The following is a 22643-nucleotide window of genomic DNA, read 5'->3' as shown; positions in this document are numbered from 1 at the left end:
GGGCGCTCGCCGGGGCCTTGCGCCCCCGGTTTCGGAGCGACCCGGCGTAGGTATGCTCGCCGCCATGCCGCCCTCCCCCGCACCGCCGCCCCACCGGGCCGAACCGCCCGTACGGGATCGCGGTGACGCCTGCCCGGGAGCGCTGCGGCTGCACTCCGCCGCCGACGGGCAGCTGGCCCGAGTGCGGCTGCCGGCAGGGGACTTGGCGGTAGGCCAGGCCACCGCGCTGGCGGACGCCGCCGAACACCTCGGCGACGGCCACCTCTCGCTCACCTCCCGCGGCAACGTCGAACTCCGCGGACTGCCCGACGGCTGCGGCCGACGGCTCGCGGACCTGCTCGCCGGCGCCGGGCTGCTCCCGTCCGTCCGCCATGAGCGGATCCGCAACATCGTGGCCTCGCCGCTGGCCGGACTGGACCAGCACACCCCGTCTGACGTGCGGTTGTGGACCCGTGGCCTGGACGCGCTGCTCTGCGCGAGCACGGCCGCGACGGGGCTTTCGGGCCGGTTCCTCTTCGTCCTCGACGACGGGCGGGGGGATGTGGCGGGCCTCGGCGGCGATGTGACCTTGATCGCAGAATCGGGCATCGCGGGATCGGGGACCGGGGGATCGAGCGCTGCGGGTGCCGCGTCCGGGCGCGGGGCGCTGCTGCGGGTCGGTGACGACCCGGCCGCGCTGCGGATCGCCGGCGAGGACGTTCCGCGTGCCGCGCTCACCGCCGCCGAGACCTTTCTGACCACCGCCGGGGCGAGCGGCAGCGGCGCCTGGCGGGTCCGCGAACTCCCCGCCGACCGCGCGCTCACCGCCCGCGAGGTGGCGCGAGCCCTGCGGACGGCGGGCATCGCCGCCGAACACGTCAATGACGTGAATGACGTGAATGACGCGGGATATTCGGAATGCGCGGCGGATGCCGGCGCGGCCCCCGGTCCGCGTTCCGCCCCGCGGTACGCCGACTCCCGCGCCCCCGGCCTCGTCGACGGCGCCGACGGGCGCCGGGCGCTTGCCGTTCTCGCGCCCCTGGGCCGGCTGACCGTCACCCAGTGGCGCGCGCTGACCGGCATCGCCGCCGACGACGGCACGGGCGAACTGCGGCTCACCCCCTGGCGCGGGATCGTCCTTCCCGGCCTGCCGGCCGCGACCGCGCCCCTGCGCCTCCGCGAACTCTCCGCCGCCGGGCTGATCACCGACCCGGCCTCGCCTTGGCACCGCCTCAGCGCCTGCACCGGCCGCCCCGGGTGCGCCAAGTCCCTGACGGATGTCCGCGCCGACGTCGCCGCCGCCCTCGCCGAGGGTGCCTCCGCCCCCGCGGGAGGCGGCGGCCTCCCCGTCCACTGGTCCGGCTGCGCACGCCGCTGCGGACACCCCCGCGGAACCTGGGTCGATGTCGTCGCGACACCCGACGGCTACCGCACCGCCGTCGTACGGCCCGAGGACCCGGCGCCGTCCCCCGCCGTACGGGGCTCCTCACGACCGGCGCCGGTTTCCCGTGAAACACCCCAACTGCCCGCCGTTTCACGGGAATCGGCCGCACCGGACCCGGTTTCACGTGAAACACGACCGGCACCGGGTCCGTCCCACGCCACCCCCATCACCCCTCAACCCACCACCCCGAGGCCCCAGTGACCGCGTTCGAGTACGAAAAGGACGGGGCGGAGATCTACCGCCAGTCCTTCGCCACCATCCGCGCCGAGGCGGATCTCTCCGGACTGCCCGCCGACGCCGGCCAGGTCGCGGTCCGGATGATCCACGCCTGCGGCATGGTCGACCTCGTACGCGACCTGGCCTTCAGCCCCGGGGTCGTGACGGGTGCCCGCGCCGCGCTGCGCGCCGGTGCACCGATCCTCTGCGACGCCAACATGGTCGCCAGCGGCGTCACCCGCAAGCGGCTGCCCGCCGACAACGAGGTGCTCTGCACGCTCACCGACCCGTCCGTGCCGGAGCTCGCCGCGCGGATGAGGACGACGCGCAGCGCCGCCGCGCTCGAACTGTGGCGGGACCGGATGGAGGGCGCGGTGGTCGCCTTCGGCAACGCCCCCACCGCCCTCTTCCGGTTCCTCGAAATGATCGAGGAAGGGGCGCCCCGCCCCGCCGCCGTCATCGGCATACCCGTCGGCTTCATCGGCGCGGCCGAGTCCAAGGACGCGCTGATCGACCACCCGTCGAAGCTGGATCACATCGTGGTGCGCGGGCGGCGCGGCGGCAGTGCCATGACCGCAGCCGCTATCAACGCCCTGGCAAGCGAGGAAGAGTGAGCGTGAGCGAGCAGCAGGCCCACAACGGCGTGCCGGAACGGCAGTCGGTGCAGCACCCGGAGCAGTCCACCGGCCGTCTCTACGGCGTCGGCCTCGGCCCCGGCGACCCGTCCCTGATGACGGTGCGGGCGGTGGAGGTCATCGCCCAGGCGGATGTGGTGGCGTATCACAGCGCCCGGCACGGACGCTCGATCGCGCGCTCCATCGCGGCGAAGCACATCCGCGCCGACCACATCGAGGAAGCGCTGGTCTACCCGGTCACCACGGAGTCGACCGACCACCCCGGCGGATACCGGGGCGCGCTGGACGAGTTCTACGAGTCCGCGGCGGCACGGCTCGCCGCCCACCTCGACGCCGGCCGCACCGTCGCCGTCCTCTCCGAGGGCGATCCGCTCTTCTACGGCTCGTACCAGCACATGCACAAGCGGCTGGCCGACCGCTACCCGACCGAGGTCATCCCCGGCGTCACCTCCCTCAGCGCCGCCGCGGCCTGCCTGGGCACCCCGCTCGCCGAGGCCGACGAGGTGCTGACGATCCTCCCCGGCACGCTGCCGGAGGAAGAGCTGACGGCGCGGCTGGCCGCCACCGACTCCGCCGTCGTCATGAAGCTCGGCCGCACCTTCCCGACCGTGCGCCGCGCCATGGCACGCTCCGGCCGGATCGCGGAGGCCCGCTACGTCGAACGCGCCACCATGTCCGGTGAGCGCACCGACCGGCTCGCCGCCATCGACGCCGACACCGTCCCGTACTTCTCGGTCGCGGTGGTGCCCAGCCGGATCGCGGCCACCGAACCGCCGCCAGCCGCCGAGTGCGGCGAGGTCGTCGTGGTGGGTACCGGTCCCGCCGGCCCCCTCTGGCTCACCCCCGAGTCCCGCGGCGCGCTGGCCGCCGCCGAGGACCTGGTCGGCTACACCACGTACCTGGACCGCGTGCCGATACGCCCCGGGCAGCGCCGCCACGGATCCGACAACAAGGTCGAGTCCGAGCGCGCCGAACTCGCCCTCGACCTGGCCCGCCGCGGCCGGCGGGTGGCCGTGGTCTCCGGCGGCGACCCCGGCATCTTCGCCATGGCCACCGCGGTCCTGGAAGTCGCCTCCCAGGACCCGTACCGCTCCGTCCCGGTGCGCGTGCTGCCCGGGGTCACCGCCGCCAACGCCGCCGCCGCCCGGGCCGGCGCCCCGCTGGGCCACGACTACGCGGTCATCTCGCTCTCCGACCGCCTCAAGCCCTGGGACGTCATCGCCACCCGCCTCGGCGCGGCGGCCTCCGCCGATCTGGCCCTGGCCCTGTACAACCCCGGCTCGCGCTCCCGTACATGGCAGGTGGCCAAGGCTCGCGAACTCCTCCTGGAGCACCGCGCGCCGGACACCCCGGTCATCCTGGCCCGCGACGTCGGCGGACCCGAGGAATCCCTGCGGACCGTCCCGCTCGCCGACCTGGACCCGGACCAGGTCGACATGCGCACCATCCTCCTCGTCGGCTCGTCGCAGACGCAGTCAGTGCGGCGCGACGACGGGACCCAGACCGTCTGGACGCCCCGGAGGTACCCGGAGTCCTAGGGCACTTCCGCCCCTGACCCAGAGGACAGGCCCAAGAGGCAGGGCGGCGGGCCGGCTCCCAATCCGACCCGTTCTCAGCCGAGTTGGCGGGTCACCGGCGGTGGTCCGAGGGTCGTCCGCAGCCAGTCCGCGGCCTCCTCAGGCCCCGCGGCCACCGGTACCCCTTCCGGGGCGGGTGGCCGCTGGACGACCACCACGGGGATTCCGGCCTCGCGCGCCGCCGTCAGCTTGGGAGCCGTCGCCGCCGCGCCGCTGTCCTTCGTCACCAGGACGTCGATGCGGTGGTGGCGCAGCAGGTCCCGCTCCCCGTCCAGGGTGAAGGGGCCGCGGTCCAGAAGGGCCGTCATACGGGGCGGGTGCGGCGGCTCGGGCGCGTCGACGGAGCGGACCAGGAACCAGAGGTCCGTGAGGTGGGCGAAGTGCGACAGCCCCATCCGGCCGGTGGTGAGGAAGACCCGGGCGCCCAGGCCGGGGAGGGCACGGGCGGCGTCGGCCAATGAGGGGACCGGGTGCCAGATGTCGCCGGGTCCGGGGACCCAGCCGGGGCGGCGGAGCGCCAGCAGGGGAATATGGGCGGTGGCGGCGGCCTGGGCCGCGTGGAAACTGATCGTGCCGGCGAAAGGATGGGTGGCGTCGATGAGCGCGTCCACCGCATGCTCGCGCAGCCAGCGGGCGAGGCCCTCGGGGCCGCCGAACCCGCCGATGCGCACCTCCCCGGCGGGTAGCCGCGGCGCCGCCACCCGACCGGCGAGGGAACTCGTCACCCGTACCCCCGGTTCCTGCTCCAGGGCGGCGGCCAAGCGGCGGGCCTCCGTGGTGCCGCCGAGGACGAGTACGTGGCGGGCGGTGTCGTTCATCGGCATGGGTAGCGGGTTCCTCCGTGGCTGACGCGCAACCGAAGGGTACGGGAGGCCGGAGCGCGCAGCTCGCGCACACCGGGCTGCGGCACGGGTGGACGACCGGGGCGTGTGCCACGGCGGCGAGCAGCGCCGCGTACACGGCACTGCTGAGCGGGGAGTTCCCGGACCCGGTGACGATCACCCTGCCGAAGGGGCAGACGCCGTCCTTCGCCCTCGCCGTCGAGGAGCTGACGGCTCCGGGTGCGGAGCCGACCCGCGCCATGGCCGGGGTGGTGAAGGACGCCGGGGACGATCCCGACGTGACGCACGGGGCGTTGGTGCGCGCCACGGTGCGTGTGCTGCCGGCCGGTTCGGGCGTGGTGTTCAGGGCCGGTCCCGGGGTCGGGACGGTGACCCGGCCGGGGCTGCCGCTGGATGTCGGCGAACCCGCCGTCAACCCCGTACCGCGCCAGATGATCCGGGAGCATCTGACGGCCGTCGCCGAACGGTACGGCGGCGGGGGAGCCGCAGCCGACGTCGAGGTGGAGATCTCCGTCGACCACGGGGAGGAGATCGCCCGCAGCACCTGGAATCCGCGGCTGGGGATCCTGGGCGGGCTGTCGATCCTGGGGACGACCGGGATCGTCGTGCCGTACTCCTGCTCCGCCTGGATCGACTCGATCCGGCGCGGGGTGGATGTGGCGCGCGCCGCGGGACGGCGCCATGTGGCCGGGTGCACGGGATCGACCTCGGAGAAGGTCGCCGTGGCGCTGCACCACCTGCCGGAGGACGCGCTCCTGGACATGGGGGATTTCGCGGGGGCGGTGCTCAAGTACATCCGCCGCCATCCCGTGGACCGGCTGACGATCTGCGGCGGCTTCGCCAAGCTGTCCAAACTGGCGGCCGGTCATTTGGATCTGCACTCCGCACGGTCCCAGGTGGACAAGGGCTTCCTGGCCGAGCTGGCCCGGCGGGGTGGTGCGGACGAGGCGCTGGCGGACACGGTGGCCGGGGCCAACACCGGCCTCGCCGCGCTCCAGTTGTGCGCGGCGGCCGGCGTTCCGCTCGGCGACCTGGTGGCGGCCACAGCACGTGACGCGTCACTGGCCGTGCTGCGCGGGGCGCCGGTAGCGGTCGATGTCATCTGTATCGACCGGGCGGGAATGGTGGTGGGACGGGCAGAGCCGCGCGGGCCGGGAGGCTGAACGGGCCGCTGTGGTGCGGTTTCACGTGAAACCACACCGCGGCGGTCGGACGCCGGCGGAATCCGGCGCCCCCCGCCGCGCGGCCCGTCGCCACTACTGCGACATCTCGCTCCGGCGCCCGAACTCGCCCTCGCGACCCTGGTCCATGCGCTGGTGACCGGTTTTCTCATGGGTACGGAAGACAGGTCCGTACCCGTGGTCGCGCCAGCAGCTGGCGTCCCCACCGGTCAGCGCGCCCAGCGCCGACCCGAGGGCACAGGCGGCCATCCTGATCGGGCTTTCCTTCATCTCGAAGTGATGGCGCTTCGCCTTCCCGTGGCCGTCCTCCCGACCGTCGGCGCTGGCGGCGGTGGTGCCGCAGAGGGACAGCAGGATCGCGGCGACGGCCGTGCCGGCGGCCATTTTGGTACGCATCGTGGCGTGCTCCTTTGCATCGGTCCCCCCGGTGTCGCAGCTTCCTTACCGGCAGCCCTCGGCACGGAAACGGATATTCACCCCGATGCGGTCATATAATCATCCGGACAGGTCCGAGGGGCCCATCACGGCGCTGACGTACCCTCAAAGGCCGTCGGATCTCCGCACGGTGCGTGCGGGCGCTCCCGCTCCGCCGAGTAGAGGTGGCTGTCGCGGAACTGCTCGGCGCCCAGCGTGCGGCCGACCATGATCACTGCCGTCCGGACCACCCCCGCGCCCTTCACCTGGCCGGCGATATCGCCGAGCGTGCCGCGCAGGACGAGTTCGTCGGGACGGGAGGCCATCGCCACGACGGCGGCCGGGCAGTCCGCGCCGTAGTGCGGCATGAGCTCGTCCACGACCCGGTCGACGTAGCGGGCCGCGAGGTGCAGCACCAGCAGCGCACCGCTGCGCCCCAGGGTGGCCAGGTCCTCGCCGTCGGGCATGGGGGTGGCCTGCTGTGCGATCCGGGTGAGGATGACGGTCTGCCCGACGGTGGGCACCGTCAGTTCGCGCTTGAGAGCCGCCGCGGCGGCGGCGAACGCGGGCACACCGGGCACGACCTCGTACGGCACCCCGGCCGCGTCCAGACGGCGCATCTGCTCGGCCACCGCGCTGAAGACGGACGGATCGCCGGAGTGCAGCCGGGCGACGTCGTGGCCCTCCTTGTGGGCCCGCACCAGCTCCGCCGTGATCGTGTCGAGGTCGAGCTGCGCGGTGTCGATCAGCCGGGCCCCGGGCGGGCATTCGGCGAGCAGTTCGCGCGGCACCAGGCTGCCCGCGTACAGGCACACGCCGCAGGCGGCGAGGGTACGGGCGCCGCGCAGGGTGATCAGGTCGGCGGCGCCGGGACCCGCGCCGATGAAGTGGACGGTCATGGTTCCTCGGTCTCCTGGGGGGTGGGGTGCACGGAGGTTTCCCGGGCACCGGGGTGTACGGGTTTCACCGCCGACCACTGGGTGACCGACATCGCCTGCCGCCAGCCCGTGAAGCCGCCGACCGGCACCGCGTGCGCGACCGCCAGCCGCACCAGTTCGCCGCCGAACCGCCGGTACCGGTCGGCGAGCAGCGCCTCGGACTCCAGCGTCACGGTGTTCGCGACGATCCGGCCGCCCGGCGGCAGCGCAGCCCAGCAGGCGTCCAGCAAGCCGGGGGCGGTCAGGCCGCCGCCGATGAACACCGCGTCCGGCGTCGGCAGCCCGTCCAGCGCGGCGGGCGCGGGACCGTGCACCACGCGCAGCGTCGGTACGCCGAGGGTGTCCGCGTTGCGGCCGATCCGCGCGGCCCGTTCGGCGTCGCGCTCGACGCTGACCGCACGGCAACTGCGGTGCGTGCGCAGCCATTCGATGGCGATGGAGCCGGAGCCGCCACCGATGTCCCAGAGGAGTTCGCCGGGCGCGGGCGCCAGCGCGGCCAGGGTGGCGGCCCGGACATGACGCTTGGTCAGCTGGCCGTCGTGTTCGTAGGCGTCGTCCGGGAGCCCGGGAACGGCCGGCAGGCGCAGTGCGCCCGGCGCGCGGACGCAGTCCAGCGCGATGACGTTCAGCGGATCGCCCGCCGGCGCGTCCCAGCCGTCGGCGGTACCCTCGGCCAACCGCTCGCGCCCGCCGCCGAGTTGCTCCAGGACTCGCATCCGGGTCGGCCCGAAACCCCGCGCCCGCAGCAGCGCCGCGACCTCACCGGGCGTCCCGGCCCCGGCCGACAGCACCAGCACCCGCCGCCCGTCGTGGAGCGCCCCCGCCAGATTCCCCGCGGGCCGCCCGACGAGCGTGACCACCTCGGTGTCCTCCACCGCCCACCCCAGCCGGGCGCAGGCGTAGGACACGGACGACGGATGCGGCACCACGTGCAGCGGCCGGGGCGCCGCCGCCCCCTCCGCCAGCACCTCGGTCAGCGTCCGGCCGATCCCGTGGAACATCGGGTCCCCACTGGCCAGTACGCACACCCGGCGGCCTTCGTGCGCGGCGAGCAGCCCCGGTACGGCGGGCCGCAGCGGCGCGGGCCACGGCACCCGCTCACCGGCGCACTCCGCGGGCAGCAGCCCGAGCTGCCGCGCCCCGCCGATCAGCACCTCGGCCGCGGACAGCTCCCGCCGGGCGGCGGCGGACAGACCGTCCCAGCCATCAGCCCCGATGCCTACGACGGAGAGGGGTGGTGGGGCGCTCACTGCCGGGTACCTCAAGGGGCGCGAAGGGACGGGTGCCGAACTCTACTGACCGGTCGGGGCGCGCCCTCCCGCGGGGAGGCCGCAGCAGAACCGAGGGGCGACCGAACACCCCTATTGCACATAGGTTGCAATTACTTGCTATTACTGTCCGGGGACACCGACCGGGACACGACGCGAGGGGAATGCGGTCCATGGGCTCACCAGTAGTGCTGGGCATCGAATCGTCCTGCGACGAGACGGGCGCCGGACTGGTGCGCGACGGGCGGCTCCTCGGACACGCGCTGGCGTCGAGCATGGACGAGCACGCCCGGTTCGGCGGCGTGGTGCCGGAGATCGCGGCGCGGGCGCATGTGCACGCGCTGACCCCGGTGGTGCGCGGCGCGCTGGCCGACGCGGGGCTGCGGGCCGCCGATATCGGGGCGGTGGCGGTGACCACCGGACCGGGGCTGTCCGGTGCGCTCCAGGTGGGACTGGCCGGGGCCAAGGGGCTGGCGTACGCGCTGGGGGTGCCGCTCTACGGGGTGCACCACCTGGCGGGACACGTCGCCGCAGACACCCTGGAGCACGGACCGCTGCCCGACCCCTGCGTGGTACTGATCGTCTCCGGTGGGCACACCTCGCTGCTGCTCGTACGCGACCTGGCCCGCGACCGCATCGTGCACCTCGGCGACACTCTGGACGACGCCGCCGGGGAGTGCTTCGACAAGGTCGCCCGGGTCTTCGGGCTGCCGTACCCCGGCGGCCCAGCCATTGACCGGACAGCGCGCGAGGGGGATCCGCGCGCTGTCCCCTTTCCCCGCCCGCTTACCGCGGGCCCGCCCGAGAAGCGGTTCACCTTCTCCTTCTCGGGGCTGAAGACCGCGGCGGCACGCTGGGCGGAGAGCCACCACGTCGCGGGTCACCCGCTGCCGGTCGCCGACGGGGCGGCGGCGCTCCAGGAGGCGGTGGCCGATGTGCTGACCCGCAAGGCGGTGGCCGCCTGCACTGAGCACGGTGTGGGGACGCTGGTGGTGGTCGGCGGGGTGGCCGCCAACTCCCGGGTCCGCGCACTGGCTGAGGAGCGCTGCGCCGCGGCGGGCATCGCGCTGCGGGTACCGCCGCTGCGGCTGTGCACGGACAACGGCGCGATGATCGCCGCGGTCGGCCATCTGCTCGTCCGGGCGGGTGCCGAGCCCGCTCCGCTCGATGTCTCGATCGACCCGTCGGCGCCGCTGGAGTATGCCGCGCTGCATCCGGTGGCGGCGCGGCGGGCGCTCTCCGCATGAGCCACAGGAAAGCCGCCCGGTGCGCGGCGCCGTGGGCGCACCCCTTCCGGGGCGACGTCACCTCCGACACGGCGTGTTTCACGTGAAACGGCGGCCGGCCATGCGCCGGGGCCGTTCGGCGCCGCCTGGCCCCGGTCCGCGCAGTCGACTCGCTTCACCGCTCTGACCAGGGAAGATACGCCGTTCGACGGTAATGACAACGGTCACCGGTGCAGCCTTTGGATCTTTTGTCGAAGTGCGGTTTGCTTCGCAGCGAGGACCCCGGAAGGAGCGCGCCCATGACCGAGCACGCCCACAGCGGCCACAGCCACTCGCACAGCCACTCGCACGCCGTCTCCCCCGACGCCGACCGGCGCTGGCTGCGGGCCGCACTCATCCTGCTCACCGCCTACATGACGGTCGAGGTCTCCATCGGTTTCCTGGCACAGTCGCTGGCACTGATCTCGGACGCCGCCCACATGCTCACCGACGCGGTCTCGATCGTGCTGGCACTGGTCGCGATGCGGCTGGCCGCGAAGCCCGCGCGGGGCGGGTACACCTACGGCCTCAAGCGCGCCGAGATCCTCTCCGCGCAGGCCAACGGCATCACCTTGCTGCTGCTGTCCCTCTGGCTGGCGTACGAGGCGGTCCAGCGGCTGATCTCGCCACCCGCGGTCACCGGCGGGCTGGTGGTGGTCACCGCGCTGTCCGGTGTGGTGGTGAACCTGATCTGCACCTGGTTCCTGTCGAAGGCCAACCGCTCCAGCCTCAACGTGGAGGGCGCCTACCAGCACATCCTCACCGACCTGTTCGGCTTCATCGCCACCGCGATCTCCGGTCTGATCGTGCTGACCACCGGCTTCGAGCGGGCCGACGCGATCGCCTCGCTCGTCGTCGTCGCGCTGATGCTGAAGGCCGGTACCGGACTGGTGCGGGAGTCCGGCCGGATCTTCATGGAAGCCGCCCCGGCCGGGATCGACCCGGACGCGCTGGGCGATCACCTCGTGGCCGCCGACCAGGTCGTCGAGGTCCACGACCTGCACATCTGGCAGATCACCTCCGGGCAGCCGGCGCTCTCCGCACACATCCTGGTCGCACCGGCCGGCGACTGCCACAAGGTCCGCCGTAATCTCCAGGAGCTGCTGAGCGGGGAGTACGGCATCACCCACGCCACCCTCCAGGTCGACCACGTCGGCGAACAGGACGAAGACGAGCTGCTGACACTCGAACCGGGCCCGGGCCACGGGCCCGAGCCGGCCGCCGGCCACTGCGACGACTCCCACGGGCCCGTGCACCGCCCGGGACCGCACCGGCACTGAGCCCGCCGAGCGGGCCGCCCTCACTCGGGTGAACCCGGCCCGCGAGCGCCCGGAGAGCCACCGGCCCGAGCGACACCGGTGCTCGGATGACGGCATGAGAACCGCCGCCGTCTGCGCGCTGCTGTACGCCGCCACGCTCCCCGCACCACCGGCCGCCGTCCCCGTCCCACCCGCCGTCTCGGTGTCGGTGTCGGTGACCGACGGGGTCGACCGGGCCGAGGCGGGCAGGCGGCTCGACTACCGCATCACCGTCCACAACCTGGGCGCCCACGACGTCCACCGGGCCCGCATCGAGCAGGAGATGCCGGCCACCACCCTCTCCGCCACCGCGGCCGGCGGCACCGTCGGCGGCCACGGGACGAGCCGGCAGAAGGCCGTCTGGCACGCCGATCTGCCCGCGCACGACATCCAGGTGTTCACCGCCGGCGCGGTGCTCGGCGCCCCCCGCGACCCCGACACCACCGCCGCTCCCGGCACCCTGCGTGCCGCCTCCACGGTCTGCGTCTACGCCGGCCCGTCCGCCGCCCCCACCGCCTGCTCCGGCAACTTGGACGACCTGCCGACGGCCCGGCCCGGGCCGGAGCGCCGGGACACGTGGGTGTGGCGGGGCGCGGCGGCCCTGGTCGGTGCGCTGTTCGTCTCCGGGGCCGTCCGGGCGGTCCGGCGCGGCCGTGCCCGGCGGTCCGGCTGACCGCGGCGACCGGCGGCTGTCCGGGAGCCCGGAGGGCCGCCCACCCGTACGGTCACCCATTGGCACCGGCCCCGCTCGCGGCCGGCCGCCCCACGGACTTGCCTGGAGCTGGCCGTAGTCCGCCGTTCCAGGAAGGACCGCAACGCGATGTCAGCGAGCGCACCCGTACGCGCCGACGGCCGGGTGGCGGCGGCGCGGTGCCCTCCCGGGCAGCCGCCGCGCCGCGGACGCTCGCTGACCGGCGGGGTGCTGCTGCTGGTCGGGACGCTGCTGCTGCCGCTGAGCCTGGCCGCCGTATGGGCCCGCGCGGAACTCACCGACACCGACAGCTATGTGGCCGCGGTCGCCCCGCTCGCCGGGAACCGCGCCATCCAGAACGCCCTGGTCGACGACGTCACCAACAGCGTGATGCCCCATGTCCGGCTCGACGGGCTGCTGAAGGTCGTCCCGCGCGCCGAACGGCCGGCACTGCGGCGGAAGTTCACCCGCGGCATCCGCGAGTTCATCGGCAAACAGGTCCGCCAGGTCGTCACCGGCCGCACCTTTCCCTCCGTCTGGACCGGTGTGCACCGCACCGCGCACCAGACCCTGGACGGCACACTGTCCACCTCGGTCGACACCCCCGTCACCCTGGACCTCACCCCGGTCCTCGAACGCGTCAAACACCAGATGTCCGGCAACGGCCTGGGCATCGACATCGCCCGCCGGGTGCCGCGCACCGGTGCCTCGATCGTGCTGCTGAGACCGCCGGACGTGCCGCGGTTCCGGGCGGTGTTCCAGGCCGCGCGCACCGGCGCACTCGTGCTGCCGCCGGCCGCCGCGCTCTGCCTGCTGGCCGGGCTGCTGCTCGCGCGGCGCCGGCGCCGGGCGCTGATCTGCGCGACGGCGGGCTGCACGGTGGCCTGTGCGCTGCTGGCCGCGGCACTGGCGCTGGTCCGCACCCGGGTCCTGGACGCGCTGCCCACCTCGGTCTCACGGCCGGCCGCCGATGCGTACGCGGACGCGCTGACCGACCCGCTGCGCACCGGTGTGTGGTGCGCCGTCGGCACCGGCGCGCTCGTCCTCGCGATCGCCGCCGCGGGCCCGCCGACCGCCCGCGTGCTCCGCGCACCGCCTCATCCGCCCGCTCCCACCGACTCCTCCTGACCGGGGCGGCAGCGGCCGCCCCGGCGAGGAGCGGCACCTCACCGACGAGCGGAACGCGCACGCGCCAAGGCCCTGCGTGCGGAGCGCGACCACCCCAACGCCCCTGAGGCGCTGGAGGAGTTGACGGAAAGGGCCCGGCGGGCAGACCGGCCTCAGATCGCCAGCACCGTCTTCCCCTGCGCCCGGCCGGTGCGGCTCGCCGCCAGTTCCTCGGGGGCCTCCTCCAACGGGACCTCGCGGCCCACGAGGACCGTCAGGCGGCCCGCGTCGAGATGGCCGGCGAGGATGTCCAGCAGTTGCGGGGACGGACGGTTGACGAAGTTGAAGCCGCGCAGATTGTGCTCCGTGAGCACATCGGCGTCGGCCGAGCCGATGAGCGAGACGGCCGTGCCACCGTCCCGCACGGTCCGGGTCAGCTCGATGAACTCTTCCGGGCCGCTGGCCATGTCGATCAGGACATCCACCCCGTCCGGGTGCGCCGCCAGGACCTGGTCGGCGACCGGGCCCGCGGTGTGGTCCACGGTCTCCGCGGCGCCCAGGGTGCGCATCAGCTCCGCCTTGGCCGGACGGGCGGTGGCGATCACCTCCGCCCCACGGCCGGCCGCGAGCTGGGTGGCGAAGGTACCGACCCCTCCGGTCGCGCCGACGATCAGCACCCGGCGGCCCTCGCCGATCCGGGTCTCCTCGACGAGGTTGTAGGCAGTCATCCCGGCCGTCGGCACGGCGGCGGAGGTCGCGTAGGTGACACTGCGAGCAGCCGGCGCGAGGGAGTTCTCGTCGGCGACGGCGAGTTCGCAGTACGAGCCGCCGCCCCGCTCAGGCCGCTGGAACTGGCCGAACACCGGGTCGCCGACGGTGAACCGCCGTACGCCGGGCCCGACCGCGACCACCTCTCCCGCTCCGTCCGTCCCCATGACCAGGGGGAAGGCGGCCTGCACGGCGTCCCCGAACATGCCGTCGGCCAGCTTCCAGTCGACCGGGTTGAGCCCGGCGGCGGCCAGCCGCACCAGGACCTCCCCGGGCCCCGGCTCGGGCTGCGGCAGATCCATGAGCTGCGGCTGTTCACCGAATGCGCTGACTGCTACGGCTCTCATGCGGCGTTCCCTTCCACCCGTCCGAGGAGGCCGGGTGGATCGTAAGCACGCGGGCGGGGTGGGACGCGGCAGGACGGGAGGGGCTGCCCCGGAAGCAACTCTTACGGCCCCCGTCCCGTCTCGCCTCCCCCACTCGTTTGCCCGCATGACGGGACCGGTGGCGGACCGCGGGATTCAATGGCGCAATGATCCGGTTCGAGTCCGTCACCAAGCGCTACCCCGACGGGACCACCGCTGTCGACGACCTCTCCTTCGAAGTCGGCGAGGGCGAGTTGGTGACTCTCGTCGGACCGTCCGGCTGCGGCAAGACGACGACCATGATGATGGTCAACCGGCTCATCGACCCCACACAGGGCCGGATCTTCGTCGAGGGCTCGGACATCGCCGGCATCGATCCGGTCGGGCTCCGCCGCCGCATCGGCTACGTCATCCAGCAGACCGGCCTCTTCCCGCACCGCACCGTCCTCGACAACACCGCGACCGTGCCGTACCTGACCGGCTGGAAGAGGGCCCGAGCGCGTGAGCGGGCCGCCGAACTCCTCGACCTGGTAGGGCTGGACCCCGCCGTCTACGGCTCGCGCTATCCCGACCAGCTCTCGGGCGGCCAGCGCCAGCGGGTCGGGGTGGCCCGTGCCCTGGCCGCCGACCCGCCCGTGCTGCTGATGGACGAGCCGTTCGGCGCGGTCGACCCGGTCGTCCGCGACCGCCTCCAGAAGGAGTTCCTGCGGCTCCAGGCCACCATGCACAAGACGGTGCTGCTGGTCACCCATGACATCGAGGAGGCCATCCGCCTCGGGGACCGGATCGCGGTCTACGGACAGGGCCGGATCGAGCAGTACGACACCCCGGCGAGCGTGCTCGGCGCCCCCGCCACTCCCTATGTCGCCGAATTCGTCGGCACCGACCGGGCGTTGAAGCAGCTCTCGGTCACCGGTATCGATCGCGACGACCTGGAGCGCCCGCCGTTCGCCCGGCTCGCCGAATCCGCCGCCGAGGCGGTGACCCGGTTGCGGCCCGAGGGCGCCCGCTGGGCGGTGGTGCTGGACAGCGACGGCGCACTGCACGGCTGGGTGGCCACAGAGAAACTGGCCGGGGCCGGCGGCACCGTCGCCGACCATGCCCGGCGGATGGAGGCATGGGTCCCCGTGACCAGCACTCTCAAGGCAGCCTTCAGCGAGATGCTCAAGCACGACGCCGGCTGGATCACGGTCCTTGACGGCCACCGGTTCCTTGGCGTCCTGACCCCCACCACCCTCCACGAGGCGCTGCGCCGCACCATCTCCCCGGACGAACGAGGAGCGCCGCGGGGACGAGCAGAGGTGGACTCGGTCCCTACGGAGTGAGGCGAGCCGGCCCGGCACCGTACGACAGCAGCGCGGCGTTTCACGTGAAACATGGGGGATGGCGCGCCGTTTCACGTGAAACACCGGCATATCGCGGATGTTTCACGTGAAACGCCACCCAGTCCTCCTCAGCGCTGCCTCAACAGCCCTTTTGTTACGAGGTAGTTGTGCGCCACGTCCGCCGGAAGCCGCCGCCAGCTGTCGACCTGTTCGTTCAGGTTGGCCAGATCGGCGGTGGTCAGCACGGTGTTGAGGCGGTTGAGCGCGGCGGCCGGACGGGCGCTGCCGGCGCGGGCGCGATTGACGACGGGGACGACATAGTCGGCGTTCTGGAGCTTCTTGTCATCGTCGAGGACCACCAGCCCGAACTGGTCCAGGGTCGCGTCCGTGCTGGTGATCAGCACCATCTGGTCCTGCCCGTTCTGCACTGCCTGCTTCGCGGGGGTGGTGCCGACGCCCTTCGGGTCGACGGCGGTGATGTCGATCCCGTACGTCGTCCGCAACCCCGGTGCGCAGAACGGCCGCTGGACGCATTCGTCGCCCGCCGCCAGCCGGACCGGCAGCCTGGCGCGGCCCAGGTCGCTGAGGGTCCTGAGGTGGTGCTCGGCGGCGTACCCGGCGCTCACCGCGAAGGCGTTCTGGTCGACGGCCCGGCCCGCCGGGAGCACGGTCAGGCCGCGCGGGGTGGCCAGCCGACGCAGCGCGGCCATGGTCGTGCCGAGGTCGGGGGAGGCGACCGGGGCGGCCTTCGGGCCGTGCTCCTTGGCGTTGAGCCAGTCCGCGAGGGTGGCGGCGTATTCGGGCACCACGTCGATCTGGCCGGACTCCAGTGCGGGCTCGTACAGCTCGCGGTTGCCGACGGTGAGGATGCCGGCGTGGTAACCGGCCTGGCGGAGCAACGCCGCGTACATCTGGGCCAGCAGCTCGCTCTCGGTGAAGCCGGCCGAACCGACGGACAGATCACGGCTGTTGCCGGGCGAGGCGGTGATCGCGCCGCGGTTCTCCAGGGAGGGCCCACCGGTGCACGCCGTCAGACCCGCCAGTGCGACCAGCGCGAGCAGTGCCGCCGGGACAGCGCTGCCGGCCGCGGGCGCCGAGCCCGGCGTACAGGCCGGTCTCACCGGGTCCGCCCTCGTACCCACACCGGCGCGAACCGCTGCACCAGCTCGAAGACGGCTTCCATCAGCAGCGCGAACACCGCGACCACCACCGCCCCGGCCACGACCTGCGGAGTGCTGGCCAGGTTGAAGCCCGCCGTGATGATGCGGCCGAGTCCGCCGCCGCCGACCAGCGCGGCGAGCGTGGCGGTGGCGACCAGCTGCACGGCGGCGATCCGGACGCCGGTCAGGACGAGCGGGAAGGCGAGCGGCGCCTCGACGCGCCACACCAGCTGCGCCCCGGTCATCCCCATGCCCCGCGCGGCCCGCACCACATCCTGGTCAACCTCGCGCATTCCGACGTAGGCGTTGGTCAGCAGCGGCGGAATGGCGAACAGCACCAGCGCGACGACCGTCGGCCACTCCCCGTACCGCCCGATGGGCGTCAGCAGCAGGAGGACGAGAACGGCGAAGGTCGGCACCGCGCGGCCGACATTGGCGAGGTTGACCGCCAGCGCGCCGCCCCGCCCCAGATGCCCCAGCGTCAGTGCGATCGGCAGTGCGATCAGGGCGCTGATGGCGAGACAGGCGAAGGTCAGGACGAGATGCTGCTCCAGCCGGTGGCCGATGCCGTTCTCGCCGGACCAGTTGGTGGCGGTGGTCAGCCAGGACCAGACCTCGGAGAGGGTGTTCATGCCCGCCGCCCGGAGGCGGCGTGCAGCCGCCTCCCGCGGCCGGCCCGGGGCCTTCGGCCCGCCCGCCGCCACGGGGTGAGGAGGCGTTCCGCACCGAGCAGCAGCACGTCGAAGACCACTGCGATCAGCACGCAGAGCACGGACGCGGTCAGCACCTGCGCCTTGAAGAACGCGTTCATGCCTGTGTAGATGAGGTTGCCCAGCCCGCCGTAGCCGACGATCGCCCCGACCGTGGTGAGCGCGACCGCGGAGACCATCGCGATCCGCAGCCCAGCCATCGCGGCCGGCAGCGCCAGCGGCAGCTCCACCGTCAGCAGCTGCCGCATCGGCCCGTAGCCCATGCCCCGGGCGGCCTCCTTGGCCTCGGCCGGGACGCCGTCCAGCCCCGCCAGGATGTTCCGGACGAGCAGCGTGAGGGAGTAGAGGGCGAGTCCGACCACGACCAAGGTGGCGGAGAGCCCGTAGACCGGCAGCAGCAGCGAGAACATCGCCAGCGACGGGATCGTGTAGATGACGGTGGTGATGCCGAGCACCGGCCCGATCGTCCAGCGCCTGCGCCGGGCCAGCAGCGCCAGCGGGAGGGCGATCACCAGCCCCAGCGCCACCGACACCACCGTCAGCCGGACATGCTGCCCGACCGCGTCGAGCAGGATCTGCCGGCGGGTGCTCAGGTAGTCGCCGCAGATCCAGTCGTTACGGGCCAGGCAGTCGTCCGGCGGTGCGGTCACGGTAGAAGTCCACCCCGGGCCGGGCGGGGTGTCGCGCGGGGCGCGTCCGATCGGGCTGCCGCCGGCACCGCACCACGTATCCACCCCGTCTATACACATAGTGTGTAGCATCTATGTATAGTCGCTGACGCTCATCCGGCCAGGGGTCGGCGCATCGGGCCACGGCTCGTCCGCGCCTGCTTCGCCATACCCGAAAGCGCAGGTCACGGACGTACGCGCCGCGCCCGCAACGCCCCGCAGAGAGCCCACACCAACCCCGAGAAGAGACCAGGAAAGACATCGCATGCCGAAGCAGATATCCGCGGCCCGCCGTACCGCCCTCACCGGGCTGCTGACGGCCACCTCCCTGGTCCTGGCCCTCGGCGGCTGTGCCTCGTACGACGTCACCGCGCCGGCCGACGCACGGGCCGACGCCCCGGCGTCCGACAGCACGGCCCAGAACGCGAAGACCACGGGCGGCAAGGACCGGGGCGCCGACGGCGGCAGCGACGTCGACTGCCGCAAGGCCAAGTGCGTGGCGCTCACCTTCGATGCCGGCCCCAGCGAGAACACCAACCGCCTGCTGGACATCCTCAAGGAGAACAAGGCCCACGCGACCTTCTTCATGCTCGGCAAGAACCACATCACCGAGCGCCCCGCCGAGGTCAAGCGGATCAACGCCGAGGGCCATGAGCTGGCCAACCACACCTGGTCGCACCAGATCCTGACGGAGATCAAGCCGGACGAGGCCAAGCGCGAGCTGTCCCGCGTCCAGGACGCGGTCCGCAAGATCACCGGCAAGACGCCCAAGCTGATGCGCCCGCCGCAGGGCCGGACCGACGAAGAGGTCTCCACCATCAGCAAGGACCTCGGCCTGGCACAGGTCCTGTGGAGCGTGACCGCCAAGGACTACCAGACCAACGACTCGGCCCTGATCACCAAGCGGGTCCTCGACCAGACCGAGCGCGACGGCATCATCCTGCTGCACGACATCTACAAGGGCACCGTGCCGGCCGTCCCCGGCATCCTCAAGGAACTGAAGAAGCGCGGCTACACGGTCGTCACGGTCTCCCAGCTGCTGTCCCCGGCGAAGCCGGAGCCGGGGATGGTCTACCGGCCCTGAGCGGGGCCCCGTTGGGGCGGGGAGTCGCGCCGTGCCCCAGGGACAGCCGGACGCACAAGGGGGGCGCCGGACCGGTCCGGCGCCCCCTTCCGCGCTGTGCCGCGCGCTACGGCATACGCATCACCCCTGCGGGCTCTCCGCCTCAACCCGCTTGTGCGCCTTGTCATCGGCGGGCGGCTGGTCCTTGGACGGCATGCTCCTCGCCTGCCCGGGCGCCGGCTTCTGCGGCGTGGCCGCCTCCGTGTCCTGCGGGAAGGTCAGCTGCTGGCTCTGCCACTCCAGGGCCGGTACCACCTCGCGGCGCCAGGTCCCGAACTGGTGGCTGCCGTGCGGCAGGATGATGGAGTCGATCGCCATCGGCGGCTTCGCCGCCTGGATGAACTTCATCGTCTCGCCGTAATCCGACTCGCCCTGGCGGCTGCTGGCCACCAGCGCGGAGATCTGCGGCGCCGGCAGGTGCTCCAGCCGCCACAGCAGGTCGTGTTCGTGCTCGCGCTGGGCGCCCTCCGGGCCGGGGCCGAAGAGGCTGCCGGTGGTGAGGTCGTCCTTGATCGCGTAGTCACCGGACAGCGAGACCGCCGACGTGTACGCCTTCGGGTTGCGCATCGCCAGCTGAAGCGAGCAGGTACCACCGGACGAATACCCGAACGCGCCCCAGGCGCTGGGGTCGTGGCCGACCCGGTAGGCCGACTTCATCGCATCCGGCAGGTCCTTGGTAAAGAACGTCTCCGCCTGGGGTCCGCCCGGCACATCCACGCACTCGGTGTCCCGCGGCGGCGCGATCGTCGGCCGGACCATCACGATCACCGTCGGCTGCATCTTGCCGTCGGCAATCAACCGGCCCGCATTCTGCGGAATCTGGAGATGCTGGGCGAGATTCATGATTCCGCCCGGATAGCCGCTGATAACGACCATGACGGGGAACCGCTGCCGGTGGAACTGCTGCTGGAAATACTGCGGCGGCAAATACACAAAGCCCGGGTTAATGGCCCGTGTACGGCGGCCGACGATCCGCACGGACTCGACCTTGCCCACCTTCTCGGCGGGACCCTTCGGCAGCCCGGTGACCCGGTCAAGGCCCTGTGGGCCTGCCGGTTGGACCAGCCCGCCCTTGATGTTTCCGACCGTGGCGTACTGCCCGCCGCCCTGGCCCACCGACGCCGGGGCCTGGTCGTTGTTGCCCAGCAGCTCGTCCCAGTTGCCGTAGAACTCGAAGTTCGCATTCACGGCCAGGGCGAGCGCGGACACGATCGCCGCCTGGGTCACCAGGATGGCCCCCAACCTGCCCAGCACCTGCCGCCATCCGTTCCGCGACAACCGCGGCCAGAGCCACACCGTGGCGGCCACACACGCCACCGCCAGCACGACCACCGTGATTTCGAGCGACTGACTGGTCAGCCCCATGCGCCCACATCTCCCGTCACCCTCGAAAGGGTTCTTGCCTTCTTATCGGCCGCCCCCGAGGCACAACGGCGGCTCAGGACAATGGTCACCGGAGAAGACGAGCCCATCTGAGAATCGGATACCTGCGCGACTTATTTCTTACCGACCTCTTGCCCGTTCGTTTCCCCGGCGTGATGCGTGCGAGCGGGCACGACACGTACGTACGAGATGACACAACTGCGCACCTGTTTCACGTGAAACACATGCACCGGCAACCCCGTCGGCCGGTGGCATCGGTCGCCACCGGCACCGCCACCGGGGGCCCACGCAGGAGTCTGCGAACTACGGCCGCGGCACGGCCAGTTGACGCTACGGGCAGCGGCGGGTCACACCGCCCGGCGACATCACCGACACATTCGCCATTCCTCGCATTGAACGCCTCATACGCAACTACCGCACCACACAAGGGGTCAAGACCCACCACAGGAACGATCACATCCGTCCTCTATCGACGATCACATGTCTTTTTCCCACGGACCGATCCCGCTGTTTCGCCCCGCGGACCACCTCCCTTTCCCCGCCCACGACGCACTGCCCGAAACCACATCCCCGCACAACACCCCCGTATGGCCCACCATGCGAGGCGCGGGTTCCCACGAAGAGGCCGGTGCAGGCCGCTACCCTTACGTATCCGTCCTGGTCAGGGACATGTCCGCGCTTCACGGACATTCGCCGCACCCACCACACGCAAGAGAGGTCCGCCGATGGGCATTCGGAGTCTGCTGCGCAACGCTTTCGGTCGCTCCAAGGCGACCCGCGACGAATCCGGCGCGGCCCGGAGCAGCGCCGACAAGCCGGAATCGGCAACGATCCCGGAGGCCCGCGAGGAGTCCACCCCGCCCCCGGCCACCCCCGCTCCTGAGGCCGAGGTCCCGGCGGCCCGTACGGCACCGGGCGAGGCCCCCGAACCGGCACCGCTGCCGGCGACGGCCACTCTGCCCGCGCAGGGAAGCCCGGTTGACCGCGCGCCGGAGCCCTCGGTGCGCGAGCAGGCCGTCGTACGGGACGAGGCTGTCGCCGAGCCGGTGGCGGTGAAGCCGGCCGAGAAGACCGAGGACCGGGCCGCGACGAAGGCCGAGGACGCGGCGGGGGAGACGGTCGAGGACGAAGCCGTCTCCGACCTCGTCAGCCGGGCTTTCGACAACCCGGCGCCGGTCGCGCCGACGGAGAAGGCACAGCCCGAGGCCGGTGCGGAGACCGGTGCTGGCACCGGTGCTGGGACCGAGGACCAGGCCGGGAGCACCGTCGAGGCCGAGCCGAAGGCGGCCGAGCCGAAGGCCGAGGAAGCCGGAGCAGCGGACGAGCCGGCGAAGGCCGAAGAGGCCGCGGAGGACGAGGCCAGGGCCACGGCCGAGCCGGAGCCCGAGGCGGTGGCAGAGGCTGAGGCTGAGCCTGCGGCTGAGGTGGTGGGCGCGGCTGCGGAGGCTCCCGTGGCGGAGCCGGTCGCCGAGCCGGCCGCAGCGGAGACCAAGGCCACCGCCACGGCTCCCGCGGAGGCCCCCGCGCCGGGCGCCCCGCACGCCCTCGCGGCCACCGCCCCCGCGCTCCTCCCCCTCTACGACTCCGCCGCCGCCACCCTGGAGAAGCACCAACTCACCTCCCAGCGCGCCACCGTCTACCTCGTCCTCGACCGCTCCGGCTCGATGCGCAACTACTACAAGGACGGCACGGTCCAGCACCTCGCCGAGCAGGCTCTCGCCCTCTCCGCGCACTTCGACGAGAAGGCCACCGTTCCGGTCGTCTTCTTCTCGACCGATGTCGACGGCACCGCCGAGCTGGACCTCCCCGGCTACGAGGGCCGCATCGAGGAACTGCACTCCGGCCTCGGGCACATGGGCCGCACCAACTACCACTGGGCGATCGAGTCCGTCGTCGAGCACTACAAGAAGTCCGGCTCCACCGCCCCCGCGTTCGTCATCTTCCAGACCGACGGCGCGCCGACCTCCAAGCCGGCCGCCGAGCGGGCGCTGTGCGAGGCGGCCGGGCTGCCCGTCTTCTGGCAGTTCATCGGCTTCGGCGACCCGGACGCCAAGGGCTTCGACTTCCTCCGGAAGCTCGACGACCTGACCGTCCCGGAGCGGCGCGCCGTCGACAACGCGGGCTTCTTCCACGCGGGCCGCGACCCCCGCGGCCTCTCCCACGACGAGTTCTACCAGCAGCTGATGGTCGAGTTCCCCGAGTGGCTCACCGAGGCCCGGAGCGCCGGCGTCCTCAAGGACAACTGACCCGCCACCCAGGCATCCCCCCCCCGGCCGCGGCCGGGCC

The 22643-nt window shown here is 72.8% G+C and carries 20 protein-coding genes; 11 read left to right on the top strand and 9 right to left on the bottom strand.

The genetic code is table 11. From position 1 onward, the window contains the following. The first annotated feature begins 64 nt into the window (after nt 1-64). Genes cobG through ACO1BR_RS03670 form a run of 3 tightly spaced genes read left to right on the top strand, consistent with a single transcriptional unit; the run spans nt 65 to nt 3812 of the window. The gene (gene cobG / locus ACO1BR_RS03680) at nt 65-1624 is read left to right on the top strand and encodes a precorrin-3B synthase (protein ID WP_426793561.1); all 1560 of its coding nucleotides are present in this window, start codon (nt 65-67) and stop codon (nt 1622-1624) included. Then, entirely contained in the window at nt 1621-2253 is a 633-nt protein-coding gene (locus ACO1BR_RS03675) for a precorrin-8X methylmutase (protein ID WP_426793560.1), read from the top strand. Before cobG ends, ACO1BR_RS03675 begins: the two co-directional genes overlap by 4 nt. Further along, complete coding sequence (locus ACO1BR_RS03670) at nt 2250-3812, top strand: precorrin-2 C(20)-methyltransferase (protein ID WP_426793559.1); 1563 nt, start codon at nt 2250-2252, stop codon at nt 3810-3812. Before ACO1BR_RS03675 ends, ACO1BR_RS03670 begins: the two co-directional genes overlap by 4 nt. Nucleotides 3813-3886: 74 nt before the next feature. Here the strand turns inward: ACO1BR_RS03670 and ACO1BR_RS03665 are convergent, their stop codons facing one another. Next, the gene (locus ACO1BR_RS03665; protein ID WP_426793723.1) at nt 3887-4669 is read right to left on the bottom strand and encodes a cobalt-precorrin-6A reductase; all 783 of its coding nucleotides are present in this window, start codon (nt 4667-4669) and stop codon (nt 3887-3889) included. 23 nt (nt 4670-4692) lie between these two features. Between ACO1BR_RS03665 and ACO1BR_RS03660 the strand changes: the two genes are divergently transcribed. Then, the gene (locus tag ACO1BR_RS03660; protein ID WP_426793558.1) at nt 4693-5856 is read left to right on the top strand and encodes a cobalt-precorrin-5B (C(1))-methyltransferase; all 1164 of its coding nucleotides are present in this window, start codon (nt 4693-4695) and stop codon (nt 5854-5856) included. A 93-nt stretch (nt 5857-5949) separates the two neighbouring features. On the opposite strand, the gene ACO1BR_RS03655 is transcribed toward ACO1BR_RS03660, so the two are convergent. The 3 genes from ACO1BR_RS03655 to cbiE all read right to left on the bottom strand — a co-directional run bounded on the left by ACO1BR_RS03655 (nt 5950) and on the right by cbiE (nt 8476). Beyond that, nucleotides 5950-6270 (bottom strand): hypothetical protein, encoded by a 321-nt coding sequence (locus ACO1BR_RS03655; RefSeq protein WP_426793557.1) that lies wholly within the window; start codon nt 6268-6270, stop codon nt 5950-5952. A gap of 125 nt (nt 6271-6395) precedes the next feature. Further along, on the bottom strand, nt 6396-7187 hold the full coding sequence (cobM, locus tag ACO1BR_RS03650; protein ID WP_426793556.1) for a precorrin-4 C(11)-methyltransferase: 792 nt from the start codon (nt 7185-7187) through the stop codon (nt 6396-6398). Beyond that, nucleotides 7184-8476 carry a precorrin-6y C5,15-methyltransferase (decarboxylating) subunit CbiE gene (gene cbiE, locus ACO1BR_RS03645; protein ID WP_426793555.1) on the bottom strand — a complete coding sequence of 431 codons (1293 nt, stop codon included), beginning with the start codon at nt 8474-8476 and terminating at the stop codon, nt 7184-7186. Before cbiE ends, cobM begins: the two co-directional genes overlap by 4 nt. 191 nt (nt 8477-8667) lie before the next feature. On the opposite strand from cbiE, the gene tsaD reads away from it, so the two are divergent. The 4 genes from tsaD (at nt 8668) to ACO1BR_RS03625 (ending at nt 12876) form a co-directional block, all read left to right on the top strand. After that, nucleotides 8668-9741: a tRNA (adenosine(37)-N6)-threonylcarbamoyltransferase complex transferase subunit TsaD gene (gene tsaD, locus ACO1BR_RS03640; RefSeq protein ID WP_426793554.1), complete on the top strand. Its 1074-nt coding sequence runs from the start codon at nt 8668-8670 to the stop codon at nt 9739-9741. Between the two features lie 278 nt (nt 9742-10019). Further along, on the top strand, nt 10020-11039 hold the full coding sequence (locus tag ACO1BR_RS03635) for a cation diffusion facilitator family transporter (protein ID WP_426793553.1): 1020 nt from the start codon (nt 10020-10022) through the stop codon (nt 11037-11039). 94 nt (nt 11040-11133) lie between these two features. Then, nucleotides 11134-11730, top strand: coding sequence for a hypothetical protein (locus ACO1BR_RS03630; RefSeq protein WP_426793552.1), 597 nt, complete (start codon nt 11134-11136; stop codon nt 11728-11730). Nucleotides 11731-11877: 147 nt separating this feature from the next. Then, a complete protein-coding gene (locus ACO1BR_RS03625; RefSeq protein WP_426793551.1) occupies nt 11878-12876 on the top strand; it encodes a hypothetical protein in 999 nt (332 codons plus the stop codon). Nucleotides 12877-13028: 152 nt separating this feature from the next. Here ACO1BR_RS03625 and ACO1BR_RS03620 read toward each other — a convergent pair whose 3' ends face one another. Then, entirely contained in the window at nt 13029-13970 is a 942-nt protein-coding gene (locus ACO1BR_RS03620) for an NADP-dependent oxidoreductase (protein WP_426793550.1), read from the bottom strand. 185 nt (nt 13971-14155) lie between these two features. On the opposite strand from ACO1BR_RS03620, the gene ACO1BR_RS03615 reads away from it, so the two are divergent. Next, a complete protein-coding gene (locus tag ACO1BR_RS03615) occupies nt 14156-15313 on the top strand; it encodes an ABC transporter ATP-binding protein (protein WP_426793549.1) in 1158 nt (385 codons plus the stop codon). A 128-nt stretch (nt 15314-15441) separates the two neighbouring features. On the opposite strand, the gene ACO1BR_RS03610 is transcribed toward ACO1BR_RS03615, so the two are convergent. From ACO1BR_RS03610 to ACO1BR_RS03600, 3 genes are read right to left on the bottom strand one after another with little or no spacing between them, the layout of a single operon-like run. After that, a complete protein-coding gene (locus tag ACO1BR_RS03610) occupies nt 15442-16434 on the bottom strand; it encodes an ABC transporter substrate-binding protein (RefSeq protein ID WP_426793548.1) in 993 nt (330 codons plus the stop codon). Further along, the gene (locus tag ACO1BR_RS03605) at nt 16431-17105 is read right to left on the bottom strand and encodes an ABC transporter permease (protein ID WP_426793547.1); all 675 of its coding nucleotides are present in this window, start codon (nt 17103-17105) and stop codon (nt 16431-16433) included. The genes ACO1BR_RS03610 and ACO1BR_RS03605 overlap by 4 nt, the downstream gene beginning before the upstream one ends. After that, nucleotides 17102-17833 carry an ABC transporter permease gene (locus tag ACO1BR_RS03600; RefSeq protein ID WP_426793546.1) on the bottom strand — a complete coding sequence of 244 codons (732 nt, stop codon included), beginning with the start codon at nt 17831-17833 and terminating at the stop codon, nt 17102-17104. Before ACO1BR_RS03600 ends, ACO1BR_RS03605 begins: the two co-directional genes overlap by 4 nt. Before the next feature lie 283 nt (nt 17834-18116). On the opposite strand from ACO1BR_RS03600, the gene ACO1BR_RS03595 reads away from it, so the two are divergent. Continuing rightward, on the top strand, nt 18117-18935 hold the full coding sequence (locus tag ACO1BR_RS03595) for a polysaccharide deacetylase family protein (RefSeq protein ID WP_426793545.1): 819 nt from the start codon (nt 18117-18119) through the stop codon (nt 18933-18935). A gap of 120 nt (nt 18936-19055) precedes the next feature. Here the strand turns inward: ACO1BR_RS03595 and ACO1BR_RS03590 are convergent, their stop codons facing one another. Beyond that, the gene (locus tag ACO1BR_RS03590) at nt 19056-20339 is read right to left on the bottom strand and encodes an alpha/beta hydrolase (RefSeq protein ID WP_426793544.1); all 1284 of its coding nucleotides are present in this window, start codon (nt 20337-20339) and stop codon (nt 19056-19058) included. A gap of 743 nt (nt 20340-21082) precedes the next feature. Here ACO1BR_RS03590 and ACO1BR_RS03585 point away from each other — a divergent pair. After that, nucleotides 21083-22603, top strand: a complete 1521-nt coding sequence (locus tag ACO1BR_RS03585) for a VWA domain-containing protein (RefSeq protein WP_426793543.1) — start codon at nt 21083-21085, stop codon at nt 22601-22603. Nucleotides 22604-22643 lie beyond the last annotated feature (40 nt).

Origin of the sequence: Streptomyces sp. YGL11-2, from assembly GCF_050054615.1 — a bacterium.
GTDB lineage: Bacteria > Actinomycetota > Actinomycetes > Streptomycetales > Streptomycetaceae > Streptomyces.
The sequence above is the reverse complement of the archived record's forward strand: the minus strand, read 5'-3'. Positions and strand labels throughout refer to the sequence as shown.